The 14,605-nt window shown below is 54.1% G+C and carries 15 protein-coding genes; 10 read left to right on the top strand and 5 right to left on the bottom strand.

Annotation, left to right across the window (positions count from 1 at the left end):
* Positions 1–43: 43 nt before the first annotated feature.
* On the top strand, positions 44–1,360 hold the full coding sequence (locus tag ACR0IO_RS19540) for a lytic murein transglycosylase (protein WP_480743889.1): 1,317 nt from the start codon (positions 44–46) through the stop codon (positions 1,358–1,360).
* Between the two features lie 84 nt (positions 1,361–1,444).
* On the top strand, positions 1,445–1,861 hold the full coding sequence (locus ACR0IO_RS19545; RefSeq protein ID WP_480743891.1) for a VOC family protein: 417 nt from the start codon (positions 1,445–1,447) through the stop codon (positions 1,859–1,861).
* A 117-nt stretch (positions 1,862–1,978) separates the two neighbouring features.
* Here ACR0IO_RS19545 and ACR0IO_RS19550 read toward each other — a convergent pair whose 3' ends face one another.
* Positions 1,979–3,376, bottom strand: coding sequence for an aspartate aminotransferase family protein (locus ACR0IO_RS19550; protein ID WP_480743893.1), 1,398 nt, complete (start codon positions 3,374–3,376; stop codon positions 1,979–1,981).
* 76 nt (positions 3,377–3,452) lie between these two features.
* Positions 3,453–4,100 carry a GntR family transcriptional regulator gene (locus tag ACR0IO_RS19555; RefSeq protein ID WP_209016167.1) on the bottom strand — a complete coding sequence of 216 codons (648 nt, stop codon included), beginning with the start codon at positions 4,098–4,100 and terminating at the stop codon, positions 3,453–3,455.
* Between the two features lie 177 nt (positions 4,101–4,277).
* Here ACR0IO_RS19555 and ACR0IO_RS19560 point away from each other — a divergent pair, with 177 nt between their 5' ends.
* From ACR0IO_RS19560 to ACR0IO_RS19580, 5 genes are all read left to right on the top strand, one after another.
* The gene (locus tag ACR0IO_RS19560; RefSeq protein WP_155145894.1) at positions 4,278–5,363 is read left to right on the top strand and encodes a polyamine ABC transporter substrate-binding protein; all 1,086 of its coding nucleotides are present in this window, start codon (positions 4,278–4,280) and stop codon (positions 5,361–5,363) included.
* A gap of 72 nt (positions 5,364–5,435) precedes the next feature.
* Positions 5,436–6,563: an ABC transporter ATP-binding protein gene (locus ACR0IO_RS19565; protein ID WP_480743895.1), complete on the top strand. Its 1,128-nt coding sequence runs from the start codon at positions 5,436–5,438 to the stop codon at positions 6,561–6,563.
* Entirely contained in the window at positions 6,563–7,453 is an 891-nt protein-coding gene (locus ACR0IO_RS19570) for an ABC transporter permease subunit (protein WP_155145890.1), read from the top strand. The genes ACR0IO_RS19565 and ACR0IO_RS19570 overlap by 1 nt, the downstream gene beginning before the upstream one ends.
* Positions 7,450–8,268 carry an ABC transporter permease gene (locus ACR0IO_RS19575; RefSeq protein WP_155145888.1) on the top strand — a complete coding sequence of 273 codons (819 nt, stop codon included), beginning with the start codon at positions 7,450–7,452 and terminating at the stop codon, positions 8,266–8,268. Before ACR0IO_RS19570 ends, ACR0IO_RS19575 begins: the two co-directional genes overlap by 4 nt.
* A complete protein-coding gene (locus ACR0IO_RS19580) occupies positions 8,265–9,566 on the top strand; it encodes an NAD(P)/FAD-dependent oxidoreductase (RefSeq protein ID WP_480743899.1) in 1,302 nt (433 codons plus the stop codon). The genes ACR0IO_RS19575 and ACR0IO_RS19580 overlap by 4 nt, the downstream gene beginning before the upstream one ends.
* 11 nt (positions 9,567–9,577) lie before the next feature.
* Here ACR0IO_RS19580 and ACR0IO_RS19585 read toward each other — a convergent pair whose 3' ends face one another.
* The 3 genes from ACR0IO_RS19585 to ACR0IO_RS19595 all read right to left on the bottom strand — a co-directional run bounded on the left by ACR0IO_RS19585 (position 9,578) and on the right by ACR0IO_RS19595 (position 12,418).
* Positions 9,578–10,438 carry an aminoglycoside phosphotransferase family protein gene (locus ACR0IO_RS19585; protein WP_480744052.1) on the bottom strand — a complete coding sequence of 287 codons (861 nt, stop codon included), beginning with the start codon at positions 10,436–10,438 and terminating at the stop codon, positions 9,578–9,580.
* A 66-nt stretch (positions 10,439–10,504) separates the two neighbouring features.
* Positions 10,505–11,170: a FlgD immunoglobulin-like domain containing protein gene (locus ACR0IO_RS19590; protein WP_480743901.1), complete on the bottom strand. Its 666-nt coding sequence runs from the start codon at positions 11,168–11,170 to the stop codon at positions 10,505–10,507.
* 3 nt (positions 11,171–11,173) lie between these two features.
* Positions 11,174–12,418 (bottom strand): flagellar hook-length control protein FliK, encoded by a 1,245-nt coding sequence (locus ACR0IO_RS19595; RefSeq protein WP_480743903.1) that lies wholly within the window; start codon positions 12,416–12,418, stop codon positions 11,174–11,176.
* 111 nt (positions 12,419–12,529) lie between these two features.
* Here ACR0IO_RS19595 and ACR0IO_RS19600 point away from each other — a divergent pair, with 111 nt between their 5' ends.
* From ACR0IO_RS19600 to ACR0IO_RS19610, 3 genes are all read left to right on the top strand, one after another.
* Positions 12,530–12,811, top strand: a complete 282-nt coding sequence (locus ACR0IO_RS19600; protein WP_170336886.1) for a rod-binding protein — start codon at positions 12,530–12,532, stop codon at positions 12,809–12,811.
* Positions 12,795–13,154 (top strand): flagellar biosynthesis protein FlgN, encoded by a 360-nt coding sequence (locus ACR0IO_RS19605; RefSeq protein WP_480743906.1) that lies wholly within the window; start codon positions 12,795–12,797, stop codon positions 13,152–13,154. Before ACR0IO_RS19600 ends, ACR0IO_RS19605 begins: the two co-directional genes overlap by 17 nt.
* Positions 13,155–13,362: 208 nt before the next feature.
* A complete protein-coding gene (locus ACR0IO_RS19610; protein ID WP_155145877.1) occupies positions 13,363–14,574 on the top strand; it encodes a flagellin N-terminal helical domain-containing protein in 1,212 nt (403 codons plus the stop codon).
* The last annotated feature ends 31 nt before the right edge of the window (positions 14,575–14,605 follow it).

The raw sequence follows: 14,605 nt of genomic DNA on the forward strand, positions 1-14,605 counted from the left end.
TTTGCGCTATCCTGAGGTTGAGCAGTAATCAGGAAAAATCGGAATGCGTATATGCGTAGGTGGCGTCATGACCGCCGCATTGTGGGCATCCATCGTGCAGGCGGACACAACAAACAATTCACTTCGGCCGCAGGTCAGGCCAATGTTGGACAATATCCAACTGGCATCGGCAGACGTAACCGTATCGGTTCGTCCGATGCCAAGACCTTCGGCTGAGGTTCATCGCGTGTCAGCAGGTGGAAATGCCAGATTTCAGGCCTGGCTCGGCGCGTTTCGGGAACGCGCGGCAGAACAGGGTTTGTCTCATACAACGCTGAATCGGGCGTTGACGGGAATAAGTTATGATAAAGACATCATAAAGAGAGACCGCAATCAGGCTGAGTTCTCGAAACCGATCTGGGAATATCTCGATTCAGCAGTGTCTGATACGCGGATTTCCAATGGCCGCGCGGCATTGGAGCGGAACCGGCAGACGCTGGAACGGATCGAAACCGAATACGGGGTAGAGAAAGAGGTCGTTACGGCGATCTGGGGGTTGGAAACTTCTTTCGGGACATATCGAGGTGGCAATCAGACCATCCGCTCACTCGCGACTTTGGCGTTCGATGCACGTCGTGCCCAGTTCTTTGAAACGCAGTTGGTGGCAGCGTTGCAGATCCTACAGGCGGGCGATGTCAGTACCGGCAACATGATCGGCAGTTGGGCTGGCGCGATGGGTCATACCCAATTCATGCCAACCTCGTATCTGGAACATGCGGTGGATTTCGATGGGGATGGGCGCCGCGATATCTGGTCTGATGATCCAACGGATGCGTTGGCGTCTGCTGCAGCCTATCTGGCGCGTCACGGCTGGACCAAGGGTCAGCCTTGGGGAGTTGAGGTCCGCCTGCCTGAGGATTTCGATTATGCAACGGCCCGGCGGGATCACACCCTGATGCCATCAGAATGGCGCGCGCGTGGAGTTCGGTCCATAGATGGCAGAGCAGTCCCCGATCATGGTAAGGCCGCGATCCTGTTACCTGCAGGTGGGAAAGGTGTGGCGCTGATGATTTTCGACAATTTCAAGGTGATCGAGCGTTACAACGGCGCGGATGCTTATGTGATCGGTATCGGTCATTTGTCCGACAGGTTGATTGGAAAACCCTCATTTCAGGCGGGTTGGCCGCGTAGCGACAGAGTGCTGAGCTTCACCGAACGCAAAGAGTTGCAGCAACGTCTGACGCAGGCCGGGTTTGACACACAAGGGATTGATGGACGTACCGGGCCGAATACGATCGAAGCAGTGCGGGCATATCAATTGGTACGAGGGTTTGTACCGGACGGGTATCCGACGCTGAAACTTTTGGAAGGTTTGCGATAAAAGGTTCGCACCTAGGATAGCCTTGGCTGCTGTTGCATTGCTATTGCTTTGCATTAAGCAAACTTGCCGAAAGGAACACGCAGAATGATTGCTTACGTCACCGTTGGTGTTGACGACATGACGCTTGCGGAACGTTTCTATTCTGCGTTCCTGCCAGCTCTTGGCTACGAGCTGGAAGAGTATCATGGAGACCTGAGTTACGTGTTGCCGGTAGAGCCGGGCCAGACCCCCGTTTCTCCGGATTTCTACGTGAAATCACCCTTTGATGGCGGTCCTGCCTTAGCTGGGAACGGCAACATGGTTGCGTTTCAGGCCAGTAGTCAAAAGCAGGTTCGCGACCTTCACGCTGCAGCGCTTGCTGCAGGTGGTTCTGACGAGGGGCAGCCGGGCTTTCGTGACTCGTATGGGCCCAATTTTTATGTTGGCTATCTTCGCGATCCTCAAGGCAACAAGATCGCTCTGTTCTCCAGTAATCCAGACGAACCCGGGCGTGACGGATAAGGCAGGCTTCAAGGGCGACAAAGCTGTCTGTCGCGCTGCCTCATAAAATTTAGTACAAAAAAAGGGGTGGGCCTGAATTGGCCACCCCTTTGTTGTTTCGTGCTTGCAACCGCTTTCTTACGAAGCCGCCTTCATCAACCCTCTTTCGATGATTTCAGCGTGCGCCTCATCCAGCGATTTGTGAATCCGCACGAACATCTCATCAATTTCCGCCGGAGTCAGGATCAACGGGGGCGAGATAATCATGCGGTCGCCCACGTGACGCATGATAAGATTGTTGGCAAAGCAGCGGTCACGGCAGATGTATCCGATTGTTCCGGGTTCAGACGCGAATTTGGCACGGCTTGCCTTATCGGGTGTCAATGCAACCGATGCCATCATGCCAACGATCTTGGCTTCGCCAACCAACGGATGATCCACCAGCGCTTCCCATTTTTCTTTCAGGTAAGGGGCCGCGACATCACGCACATGCTCAACAATCTTCTCTTCTTCAAGAATGCGCAGGTTTTCTAACGCGACCGCCGCTGCGACCGGGTGGCCCGAGTAGGTGTAGCCGTGGTTGAATTCGGTACCGCCGATAACTTCTGCAACCTCATCGCAGACGATTGACCCGCCAATGGGGGCGTAGCCAGAGCTGAGGCCTTTGGCGATGGTCATGATATGCGGTTTGATTCCAACGGTTTCGGACCCGAACCAGTTGCCCGTACGACCAAAGCCACAGATCACCTCATCCGCGATCAGCAGGATATCATACTTGTCGCAGATGCGTTGGATTTCCGGCCAATAGGTGTCGGGGGCAACGATCACACCGCCTGCACCCTGCACTGGCTCGGCGATAAAGGCCGCAACGCGGTCTTCGCCCAGCTCGAGTATCGCCTCTTCCAACTCGCGTGCGCGGGCAAGGCCAAACTCCTCTGGCGATGTATCACCTCCTTCCGCCCACCAGTTCGGCTGATTGATGTGGTGAATGCTAGGGATAGGAATGCCGCCTTGAGCATGCATGCCAGCCATACCACCCAGCGATGCCGAGCCTACCGAAGAACCGTGATAGGCGTTTTTGCGGCTGATGATGATGTTCTTGTCCGGCTGGCCTTTTTCGGCCCAGTAGGTGCGAACCAGACGAATGTTGGTGTCGTTCGCCTCTGATCCGCCTGCGGCAAAAAATACGTGGTTCAGATCACCCGGCGCCAGTTCCGCGATTTTCGCGGCCAGAGCGATGGCGGGAACATGGGTCGTTTTGAAGAACGTGTTGTAATAAGGCAGTTCGCGCATCTGACGGGCTGCAACTTCGGCCAGCTCATCGCGGCCATAACCAATATTGACGCACCACAGACCCGCCATGGCGTCCAGAATTTCCTCACCTTCGCTGTCCGTCAGGTAAACGCCATTGGCTCGGGTAATGACGCGTGCGCCTTCTTCACCCAGTGATCCATTGGCCGAAAAAGGATGCATGTGATGTGCTGCATCCAGGGCCTGCAACTCAGCAGTTGGCATGTGGTTTGTGATGGTAGACATCGGAGAATCTCCTGCAACAGCGGTTGCGGATCACAATATGATCAAATTTTGTTCTGTCAATCGAATCGAGACAAAACTAGGCGTTCGTGAGGGCGCCAGCCATAAGTTCCATTCCCTGCTCGATGTCTTGTGCGGTAGCGATTGCCGCTTTCTCGGCATCGCCATCGCGCAATGCCACGATGATGTCCTTATGGCGATCAGGCAGGCTTTGGGTCCCGAATCGCCCGCATACAACGCGCAGTGAAGGACCGAACCGAAGCCATAAACGTTCTGCCAGATCCTTGAGAATCGGGGCGTCAGCGTGGGCATAGAGTGTTTCGTGAAAAGCATGGTTCAATCGCAGGTATCCACCAACATCCCCGTCCGCGATGGTGCGATCCAGACGCTGATCGATCCTTTCGAGCTGGTCTATGTCGGCAGCAGTCATATTCTTTGCCGCTCTTCTCGAAAGGTCTGATTCTATTGACTTTCGTGCAAAAATCATCTGCTCGATATCGTCGTCATTCAGCAGTGGTACACTCACGCGCCGATTGCCTTGAAAGATCAATGCTCCATCCGAGATCAGGCGGCGGATCGCTTCACGAACCGGGGTCATGCCGACGCCCAGAGAATCAGTCAGACCCTGTATCGTGACCGGCTGTCCGGGTATCAAATCGCCAAACATGATCTGTGATTTCAGTGTGCGATAAACTTGCTCATGTGCCGGTTGCTTTGGGTTGTCCATCTGCTCCGAGGATGCCTTATTTTTGATCAAATCCAATTGGTTCATACCGTTTTGAGGAACCTTCTCTTGTCATGTTCCTTAGCCTCGTGAAACCATACGCTGTATCGAGTGAAAACGCAAAACTTGATCAAATCCAAAAAAAAGGGAAAATACCCTCACACACGCAGGGAGAAGAAAATGAAAATCAAAACGCTGACAATGACAGCGATCGTCGCGTTGGGGACTTCGGCTGCATTCGCCGAAGAAGTACGCGTCTATAACTGGTCAGACTACATCGACGAAGAACTGCTGAGTAAGTTCGAAGAAGAAACCGGTCTGACGCTGATCTATGATGTGTTCGACAGCAACGAAGTTCTGGAAACCAAGATGCTGGCCGGTGGGTCGGGTTACGACGTTGTTGTTCCTTCGGGAACTTTCCTGCAGCGCCAGATCCAGGCTGGGGCGTTTCAGGAACTCGACACGTCGAAACTAGCAAACTCCGGCAATCTTTGGGACGTCATTCAGGAACGCACCGCTGGCTATGATCCAAATAATGCCTATTCGATCAACTATATGTGGGGAACCACTGGGATCGGCGTAAATGTCGACAAGGTCAAAGAAGCGCTGGGCGAGGACGTAGCGCTGAACAGCATGGATCTGGTCCTGAAGCCGGAGAATATGGAAAAGCTGGCCGAATGCGGTGTGCATTTTCTTGATGCCCCAACAGAAATCATCCCGATGGCGCTGCAGTACATTGGTGAAGATCCGGACAGTCACGACAAGGATGTTATCGCAAAGACCGAGGAAATTCTGACCGCAGTTCGTCCGTATGTACAGAAGTTCCACAGCTCAGAATACATCAATGCTCTGGCCAACGGTGATATCTGTGTAGCGGTGGGTTGGTCGGGTGACATCCTTCAGGCCCGTGATCGCGCAGCCGAGGCCGACAACGGTGTGAACATCGAATATTACCCCTTTGCCGAAGGGTCGTTGATGTGGTTCGACCAGATGGCAATTCCGATTGATGCACCGAATCCTGAAGGCGCACACAAGTTCCTGAATTTCATTCTGGACGCCAACAACATGGCAGCTGCGTCGAACTATGTGTACTACGCCAACGGCAACAAAGCCTCACAAGAGTTTCTGGAAGAAGACGTGATCGGCGATCCGGCGATTTATCCGGATGAAGCCACGATGCAGAACCTCTATATCACCACTCCTTATCCGGCCAAGACCCAGCGGGTCGTGACCCGTCTTTGGACCAAAATCAAATCGGGCACTTGATCCGATTGCTCAGTGCAAGGCGGCAGACCCGCCTTGCACATCTTTTGTCCAGACCGACATACGGGGGCCGCTTTGAACTCTGACGTCTTCGCGCCGTGGGATGACCCACAGGCGAAACCCTTGATCCAGTTTCAGAATGTTACCAAGCGCTTTGGTTCATTCACTGCTATCGACAACCTGTCGCTGGATATTTTCGAACGTGAATTTTTTGCTCTGCTCGGACCATCGGGCTGTGGCAAAACCACGATGATGCGAATGCTGGCCGGGTTTGAAACCCCGACTGAAGGCCACATTCTGCTAAGCGGTCAGGACATTGATCCGATCCCGCCGAACAAGCGGGCGGTGAACATGATGTTCCAGTCATACGCCCTGTTTCCACACCTGAGCGTCTGGGAAAACATCGCCTTTGGTCTGCGTCGCGACAACATGCCAAAACGGGATCTGGAAGACCGGGTAGAAGAGATGTTGCGCCTGACCCGACTGGAACAGTTTGCGCGCCGCAAACCACATCAGATTTCAGGTGGTCAAAGGCAACGTGTGGCACTGGCCCGGTCATTGGCAAAGGCCCCGAAACTGTTGCTGCTGGATGAGCCGCTGGGCGCCCTGGACAAAAAGCTGCGCCAGGATACGCAGTTCGAACTTATGGATATTCAGGAGAAAACCGGCACCACCTTCGTGATCGTGACGCATGATCAGGAAGAGGCGATGACCGTTGCCAGCCGCGTCGCGGTCATGGATCAGGGACAGCTCAAGCAGGTGGCTACGCCTGACCGGATCTATGAAAACCCAAATTCGGTTTATGTCGCGGACTTCATCGGCGACGTGAATATCATCGAAGGTCGCGCATCCGCGAACGGGGATGAAACCTATCAGATCGACTGGGCAGAAGGGCAGGCACCTTTGACCGCGACCTCTTCAGCCGGGTTTTCGAACGGGCAAAACTGTCATCTGGCGATCCGGCCAGAGAAGGTGGCTATTTCCGCAGAACGGCCTGCGGATGCAATCAACGCGATACAGGGCAAGGTGCACGACATTGCCTATCTCGGTAATCTATCGACCTATCACGTTGAGTTGCCGAACGGCACGATCATCAAGGCGCAAACGGCAAATACCCGCCGTATCTCGCGCCGGTCCTTTACCTGGGAAGACCCGGTCTGGCTGTCGTTCACGGCCACGGCTGCGGTTCTGTTGGCCAGCTGATGCGCCGCGCCTTTCTGATTGCTGTTCCATATCTATGGCTATTGGCGCTGTTTCTGGTGCCATTCTTCATCGTCATGAAGATTTCGCTGTCGGATACAGCACTGGCCATTCCACCCTACACCCCAACCTTGGATTTGTCCGAGGGCTGGGCCGGTTTGAAAGACTTCTTCAGCCAGCTTGATTTCGAAAACTACGTCTGGCTGACCGAAGATGATCTCTATTGGAAGGCTTATCTTTCCAGTGTCAAAATCGCTCTGATTTCGACCATTCTGACCCTGATTGTCGGCTATCCCATTGCCTATGGAATGGCCCGGGCACCCGAAGAATGGCGCCCGACTTTGATGATGCTGGTGATCCTGCCCTTCTGGACCTCGTTCCTGATCCGCGTCTATGCGTGGATGGGTATCCTTAGCAACGAAGGGTATCTGAACCAACTGCTCTTGTGGACAGGCATCATCTCGACTCCTCTGACGATCCTGAACACCAATACTGCGGTCTATATCGGTATCGTTTACACCTATCTGCCCTTCATGATCCTGCCCATCTATTCCGCATTGGAGCGTATGGATGGATCACTGATCGAAGCGGCCGAGGATCTGGGATGCTCGCGCCTGCAAGCCTTTTGGCTGGTGACCATCCCGCTGTCGCGCCCCGGTATCATCGCTGGGTGTTTCCTCGTCATGATTCCGGTGATTGGTGAGTTCGTGATCCCGTCTTTGCTGGGCGGATCGGGTACTCTGATGATCGGCAAAGTTCTGTGGGAGGAATTCTTCTCGAACCGTGACTGGCCAGTGGCCAGCGCAGTGGCAGTGGTCCTGTTGCTCATCCTGATCATTCCGATCGTGCTGTTCCAACGGAACCAGCAGAAACAGACGGAGGCCGAGCAATGAACAGGCTGAGCTGGTTCAACGCAGTATCCCTGACGCTGGGGTTTGCCTTCCTCTATATTCCGATGGTTATCCTGATCGTCTTCAGCTTCAATGAAAGCAAGCTGGTGACGGTCTGGGCCGGGTTTTCAACGAAATGGTATGGCGAACTTGCCCAGAACGAAGCCTTTCTTGATGCGGCATGGGTTACTTTGCGTGTCGCTGTTTTCTCCTCAACTCTCGCCACTATTTTGGGGACTGCAGCTGCCTATGTTCTGGTACGTGGTGGCCGTTTCTTTGGCAGAACCCTGTTTTCGGGAATGATCTACGCACCGTTGGTGATGCCCGAAGTGATCACTGGCTTGTCGTTGTTGCTACTCTTCATCGGTATCGGGCTGGATCGGGGTATCCTGACCATTGTCCTTGCGCATACGACCTTCTCTATGTGTTTCGTTTCCGTGGTTGTGTCTTCACGTCTGGTGACTTTCGATCAATCGCTGGAAGAGGCCGCACTCGATCTGGGTTGTTCTCCGGCTCAGGCTTTCCGTCTTGTGACGCTGCCCATCATTGCCCCTGCAGTAATCTCGGGCTGGTTGCTTGCCTTTACCCTGTCATTGGATGATCTGGTGATTGCATCCTTCACCTCCGGGCCTTCGGCCACGACACTTCCGATCAAGATATTCTCGGCGGTGCGTTTGGGGGTCAGTCCGGAAATCAATGCCTTGTCCACCATCATGATCGCTGTCGTCACAGTGGGCGTCATTACAGCGTCGCTGGTGACCAAACGCGCGATGATGCGTCAAAGGCAGGATGAAATGGCAGCAGCGCGCGCAGAATGAGGCGGATTTTTCCAGACTACACCTACGGATCCGGTCCACGCACAAATTGCTGGTGGGATGAAACCATCGACAGCCCGGATTGGCCGATTCAGGAAGGCGATCTTAGTGTCGACGCGGCAATTATTGGTGGCGGGTTTACGGGTATTTCTGCTGCGTTGCACCTTGCCGAGGCGGGCGCTTCGGTTGCGGTGCTTGAGGCTGAAACGCCGGGATGGGGCGCATCCGGGCGCAACGGGGGATTTTGCTGCCTCGGCGGATCGAAACTCGATCACGCCAAAATGGTCAGGCGATATGGTTCGGGTGAAACCGAGGCTTATGAGCAGGCCGAAACAGACGCCGTATCTCTGGTTGCGAAACTATTGGCCACACATCAGATTGACGCCGACATCCATTCCAATGGTGAAACGCAGTTGGCGCATACACCACGCGCTATGGAGAAGCTGCGTCGGAATGCCGATGAAACCGGTGTGCTGCATGAAGCTGCAGATCTTCCGGAACTGGGGTTTGGGGGGAATTTCTTTGGCGGCTACACCACCCCGATAGGGTTTGGTATTAACCCGCGAAAATACCTGTTTGGAATTTCTGCCGCAGCGCAGTTGCAGGGCGCACAACTGTTTCAGCAAAGCGCAGTGACCGAGATTAATCGGGCGGCATCAGGATTTGAACTACGGACCCGGAGTGGCCGCATCAAAGCCAGTACCGTCCTGATCTGCACCAACGGATACTCCAGCGAAGATCTGCCGCGATGGATGGCTGGACGTTACATGCCCACTCAATCGACGGCGATGGTTACGCGTCCGCTAACCGATGCGGAACTTCAGGCACAGGGCTGGACGTCGGATCAGATGTCATATGACACACGTAACCTGCTCCATTATTTCCGCTTGATGCCGGATCGTCGTTTCCTGTTCGGAATGCGCGGTGGGTTGTTGTCTTCACCCAGCGCAGAGGCTGGAATTCGCAAGAAAGCCCTCAAGGATTTCAGAACGATGTTTCCAGCCTGGGCAGAGGTCGAAGCCACACATATGTGGTCAGGAATGGTGTGCCTGACACGCGGCTTAACACCCTATGTCGGACCGGTGCCCGGACAACCCGGAATGCTCGCAGGCTTTGCATATCATGGAAACGGGGTCGCGATGGGAACCTATTGTGGCAAGGTGCTGGCCCGCTTGGCGTTGGGTCACAGTATTGAGTTGCCTTCCCCTATATCACAACCACCGGGCCGATTTCCTTTGGGAACGTGGCGCCGGGCATTGATGCCCCCGGCCTATGCACTCATGGGATTGGCTGATCTCTGAATGTCTGATGCCTATAGAAGGGCTGCGATTTCCAGTTCATACCCTGCGTTATAGTCCACAGCACCGGTCTCCACGCGCCAGAGGCAGTACGCAGCCATACGCCATGCATACCAGGGGCGCAGGGCCTCGTACCGGGCAGCAACATCTGACTGGTCATAGCCAGATAAAAATTCTGCAGTTTCCGACGCGGACAGTGGCTGGCCACGGTACAGTTGCTGCATAGCCGGTGAGAGAAACATTGCCAGATCTTCGCAAGGATCACCCAAAGCTGGGCATTGCCAGTCAATCAGAGTGAGTCCGGTCGGTGAGACAAGGATGTTCCCTGCCACCGGATCCCCGTGGATCAGTTGTCTTTGCGTCAGAGGTTTTACGTGTTTTCGCGGGCGCAATTGCCGTAACTGCGCAACGCGCTTGGATTGACAGCCAGCTAGGATACGCTCGCCATGATCAGCAAGGTCCTCACTACCATTGCACCCTTTAGGCGCATCTATATCTACCCGAAGTGAATGCAGGTTTTTGAGCAGTTTCCCGACATTTTCAGCTTGCCTGTTCCATGGCGTCCCGGGGGCGTGATCATAAAACACCCAGCGATCCGGTCCAAAGATCCCGGCCGCCCGCAAGCGGGGCACGAAACCGGTTGAATCAAGGACGTGTAGACATTGGGCCTCAAGCTCTGCATCGTTCCGGAAAAGAGGGTTTCGTAGCTCAGAATTGTAGAGCTTCAGAACCTTGTCACCGTCGCTACCCACAACCTTCCATACCCGATTGGTGCGCCCTCCATACAGCGTTTCAAAGCTGGCGTTGGCCGCGACAAACCCTTCGTCAAAGAGTTGCGCAATAAGACCAGTTGGAGGTGAGGACAGATCAGGCAGGGCTTTTTACCAGTGGCTTGAGGCGAATCGCAATTCGCCAAGACTTGACCTGTCCCACCTGTCAGATCAAGCGCCTGCCCTAACTGCGGTCACATCTCTTGCGGAAATCACGGTGCCGCCTTCTAGTTTTAGTATGATAGTGCCTTCACTTACCTGGGCTTCTACCACGCGGCTGTAAACCGACGCAGGTTTGTCAGACAGCAGCTTTCCGTCTTTGTAGCTTTCGAGAGAGGCCGAGTAGTTGCCAGACGGTAGCGGATTTCCCGATTCATCCATGCCCGCCCAGGTAAATTCTTTTTCAGTTGCCGATACGGTGATGCGGTCAATGACTGTGCCTTCGGCATCCTTGATAACAAGAACGGCCTTATCAGCAGTGTCCTCGGGATTTGCAAAGATCTCGACAGGGGTGTTGTCGAATTGAAAGGCCGAAGCTGAGCGAACATCCATGCCGACCCAGTTGGACAACTCTTCCAACTTTACGCTACCCATAGCCTGAGTAAGAGTGGCGAGTATATCATTGGTCTGAACCTGTTGTTCAACCATCGAAAACTGCGCCAGCTGCGAGGCGTATTCCGAAGAATCAAGGGGCTTGAGCGGGTCTTGATTCCGAGCCTGCGTTGTCAGCATCAGCAGAAAAGTCTCAAAATCTGAGGTCAGGCCCGAGCTTTTCGATTGCTGTGTGGTTTGTTGCTGCGAAGCAGGCTGAGCCGCTGAATTGGTTGCCGAGATCATCGTCTAAAGCCTCATATCCAGACCCCGATCCGGGATCGTTTTTTGAATGGTAGCCGTGTGTTGAAATTCGCTATCAGGCTCAGCCACATCTGGTGTTGCTTCGGAATTATCTGCCTGATTGTCATGATGTGCGTCCGAAGGCGTATCCAGATCGAATGACAAGTTAGCGTATCCCAGTTTTTGGAATTCAGCTGATAACAGCGAAATATGCCTACGCATCAGATCCAGTGTTTCGGGCCGTTCGGCAGCGATCACCAGTTGCAGTCCATCTTCACGACCGTTCAGAACAATAGAGACACGGCCCAGTTCCTCAGGGCTTAGGGCGATTTCAATACTGCCCGCTCCCGGTCGTGCCGTTACCATCGTTGCCATTTGCCCCGCGACGGCGCGCGCGATTTCGGCACGCGCTGTAGGCGGTGCTGAATTCGCGATTGTTCCGCTGTCTCTTGGATTCTGAGTTTGAACTGCTTCCTTTGAGGACGGAATTTCTCCCACTTCTTGCAGCACAAAGGGCTCGTCAGTTCGGTACTCACTGGTTTTCGCCAGCAATTGCATATGCGCAGGAGCTGATAGCATCTGCGGAGCTGAATTGTGAATTTGAACCCGCTGTGGGGTATCACTCAAAGATGCGCGTTTGCTCCAGTGTTCCGGCACTAGATCCATCTTGTTTTCATTGATTGATGAGCTGGAGTCGATCACGCTGACTGCTCGTGTGATAACCGCCTGCTCTGTAATGAGACGTGTTTGATCTGAAGAGGACAGATTTGGCTGACTGGCTTTGCTGTGCCTTTCGAATGAAACAGAAGAGACCCTTAACTCAGAGTTTGTCTGGATTCTGGCCGGATCGATGGGTTTGGCTGACTTCTGATCCGGCAGCATGTTCCCGGCTGGAATTGGGTTTCGAGATTGCTGCACCTCAGTCTCATGGAAGCCAGGCTGAGATGCTTTGTCCTTGTCGGGCAGCTCTGTTGCCAACTCCGCTTTGGTAGAAGGGCTAGTTATGGTGTGAACCACAATTTCGGGCTCAGGGTCGGCGTCTGTACGAATTTCATCACCGACTATATCGCCATCAGTTTCCCGTTCAGAGAAGACAGCGGCGTCATCATCGACATCGTCTTGATTTGCGTTCTCGTCAACGATGTCCTGAAATATCAACCCGCCATTGGTTTCACGTTGCTCCGGCTGACTTTTATCGGGATTGGCATTCGGCTGTACCGATGCGGTCATTAATGTCAGAGGGTTGGGCATTTTGCTCCGGCTCCGTTTGTTTGTCCGGAAACTTGCCCGCAGGAGGTTACGTTTATTTTAACCGCTTTCCTCTTTGATCGTGAAAGTTCGAAGCAAATTTCGGAGATAATGATGGAAATCGTGCACACCCCATCCTCAGAGCCAGTCCGACCGGTTACGGAAAGGCTCAAGTCCGCAGCGACGGAGTTGGAAGCGACCTTTCTGGCAGAGATGCTCAAGTCTGCAGGGATGGGAAAATCACGCCAGCTTTTTGGCGGGGGAGCGGGTGAGGATCAGTTCACCTCGTTTCTTGTACAGCACCAGGCGCAGCAATTGGCGCGATCGGGTGGGGTTGGTCTTTCTGAAATCCTGTTCAACGCCATGATGGAGAAAGCGGATGCAAAGAAACCCTGAATCGGACCTGATCAAAGCTCTTGAAGAAGTTTTGGCTCTTGAGCGCGCAGCTCTTGTTGATGGAGAGCTGGATAGACTAGATCATATGTTTCCCGAGAAGGAAAAGCTGATCGAATCACTCAATGACGTGCAAGTGTTCGACAGTGCTGATTTGATTCGGGTCCAAAAAAAGATCGAGCGGAATCAGACCTTGTTGAATAGCGCAGCGGATGGAATTCGCGCGGTAGCCACCCGTATGGCAGAGCTGCGCCGGGTGCGTCAGGAGTTCAGTACATATGACTCATCCGGGCAGCGCAGCGGTTATGCCGTGCGCAGCCATGCCAAGCTGGAAAAACGGGCATGAACGGTGGTTTGAATCAAATGCAAAATTTACGGGCAGCGGGTCTTAGCACTCCGTTAGTGGATCGCGCTCAAAAGTGGTCCCGCACCTGAAACAGCAGGTGGCGCGAACACCGGATGGTACATCGCACAGGTCAGAACGACAAAATGCCTGCGGGATTCCGCAGGCGCAAATGGGCGACGAATGCCCGAATGAAAAAGGATGAAAGAACATGTCCAGCATTCTGACAAACAATGGCGCGATGGTCGCGCTGCAGACGCTCAAGTCGGTCAACAAGAACCTTGCGACAACTCAGAACGCGATCTCGACGGGTAAAGATGTTGCGACAGCCAAGGACAATTCGGCTGTTTGGGCGATCTCGAAGGTGATGGAATCCGACGTAAAAGGTTTCAATGCCATCAAAGACAGTCTGGCATTAGGTGAATCGACTGTGGCGGTTGCGCGAAACGCTTCTGAGACCGTGACTGATCTGCTGACCCAGATGAAAAGCAAGATCGTAGCGGCGCAGGAGGACAACGTCGACCGTGACAAGATCAACGCGGACGTTACAGCGCTGAAGGATCAGATCGCTTCGGTTGTTGGCGCGGCACAATTCAACGGCTTGAACCTGGTAGACGGTTCGGCTGGTTCCGCCTCAATCCTGGCTTCTCTGGACCGTGACAACACCGGCAACGTGACCGCATCGTCCATCAACGTTGCGGGCCAGAACCTGTCCACCGGTGGTTATGTCACCAAGCAGGTATTTGACGGGTCAACCGGGTCTTCCACCGGCAATGACCGGGTTGGTGCGACGATCGCAAACACCGCGACCTCGGCAACAGCTTTGGTAACTGACGAATCCAGCGGTGCCTTTGCAGCTGGTGACAAAGTGGTTGTGGCTATTGATGACCGTGTTGTCTCATACACGGTTACTGCGGCGGATGCTGCCGCGACGACAACTGGTGATATTGTAGCGGTCGGGCTAAAGGCCAAGATCGAAGAGATGGGCATCACCGGGCTGACCGTCGAATATGACTCCGGCACGGCAGGCACGTTGGCGATAGCAAACAACACCGGCGCGGACATCTCGTTCTCGGCCCAGTTCGTGAATGCTGGATCCGGTGGCCTTGGTGCGATGGCGGGTATTGATGTGTCGACCGGCGCCGGAGCGACAGCTGCTTTGGCCACTGTTGAAACTTTGATCGATACTTCGATTGACGCTTCGGCTGCATTTGGTTCGGCACAGGGGCGGATCGAAACTCAGAAAGAGTTCATCTCGAACCTGTCTGACTCCTTCAAATCCGGGATCGGCGCATTGGTCGATGCAGATATGGAAGAGACGTCGGCACGTTTGCAGGCGCTGCAGGTTCAGCAGCAATTGGCAACGCAGTCGCTTTCGATTGCTAATCAGGCGCCGCAATCAATCCTGTCACTGTTCCGCTAATCCTGAACACAGAATGGGGCGCAAGTCTGCG

Source organism: Ruegeria sp. CE12, from assembly GCF_056537525.1.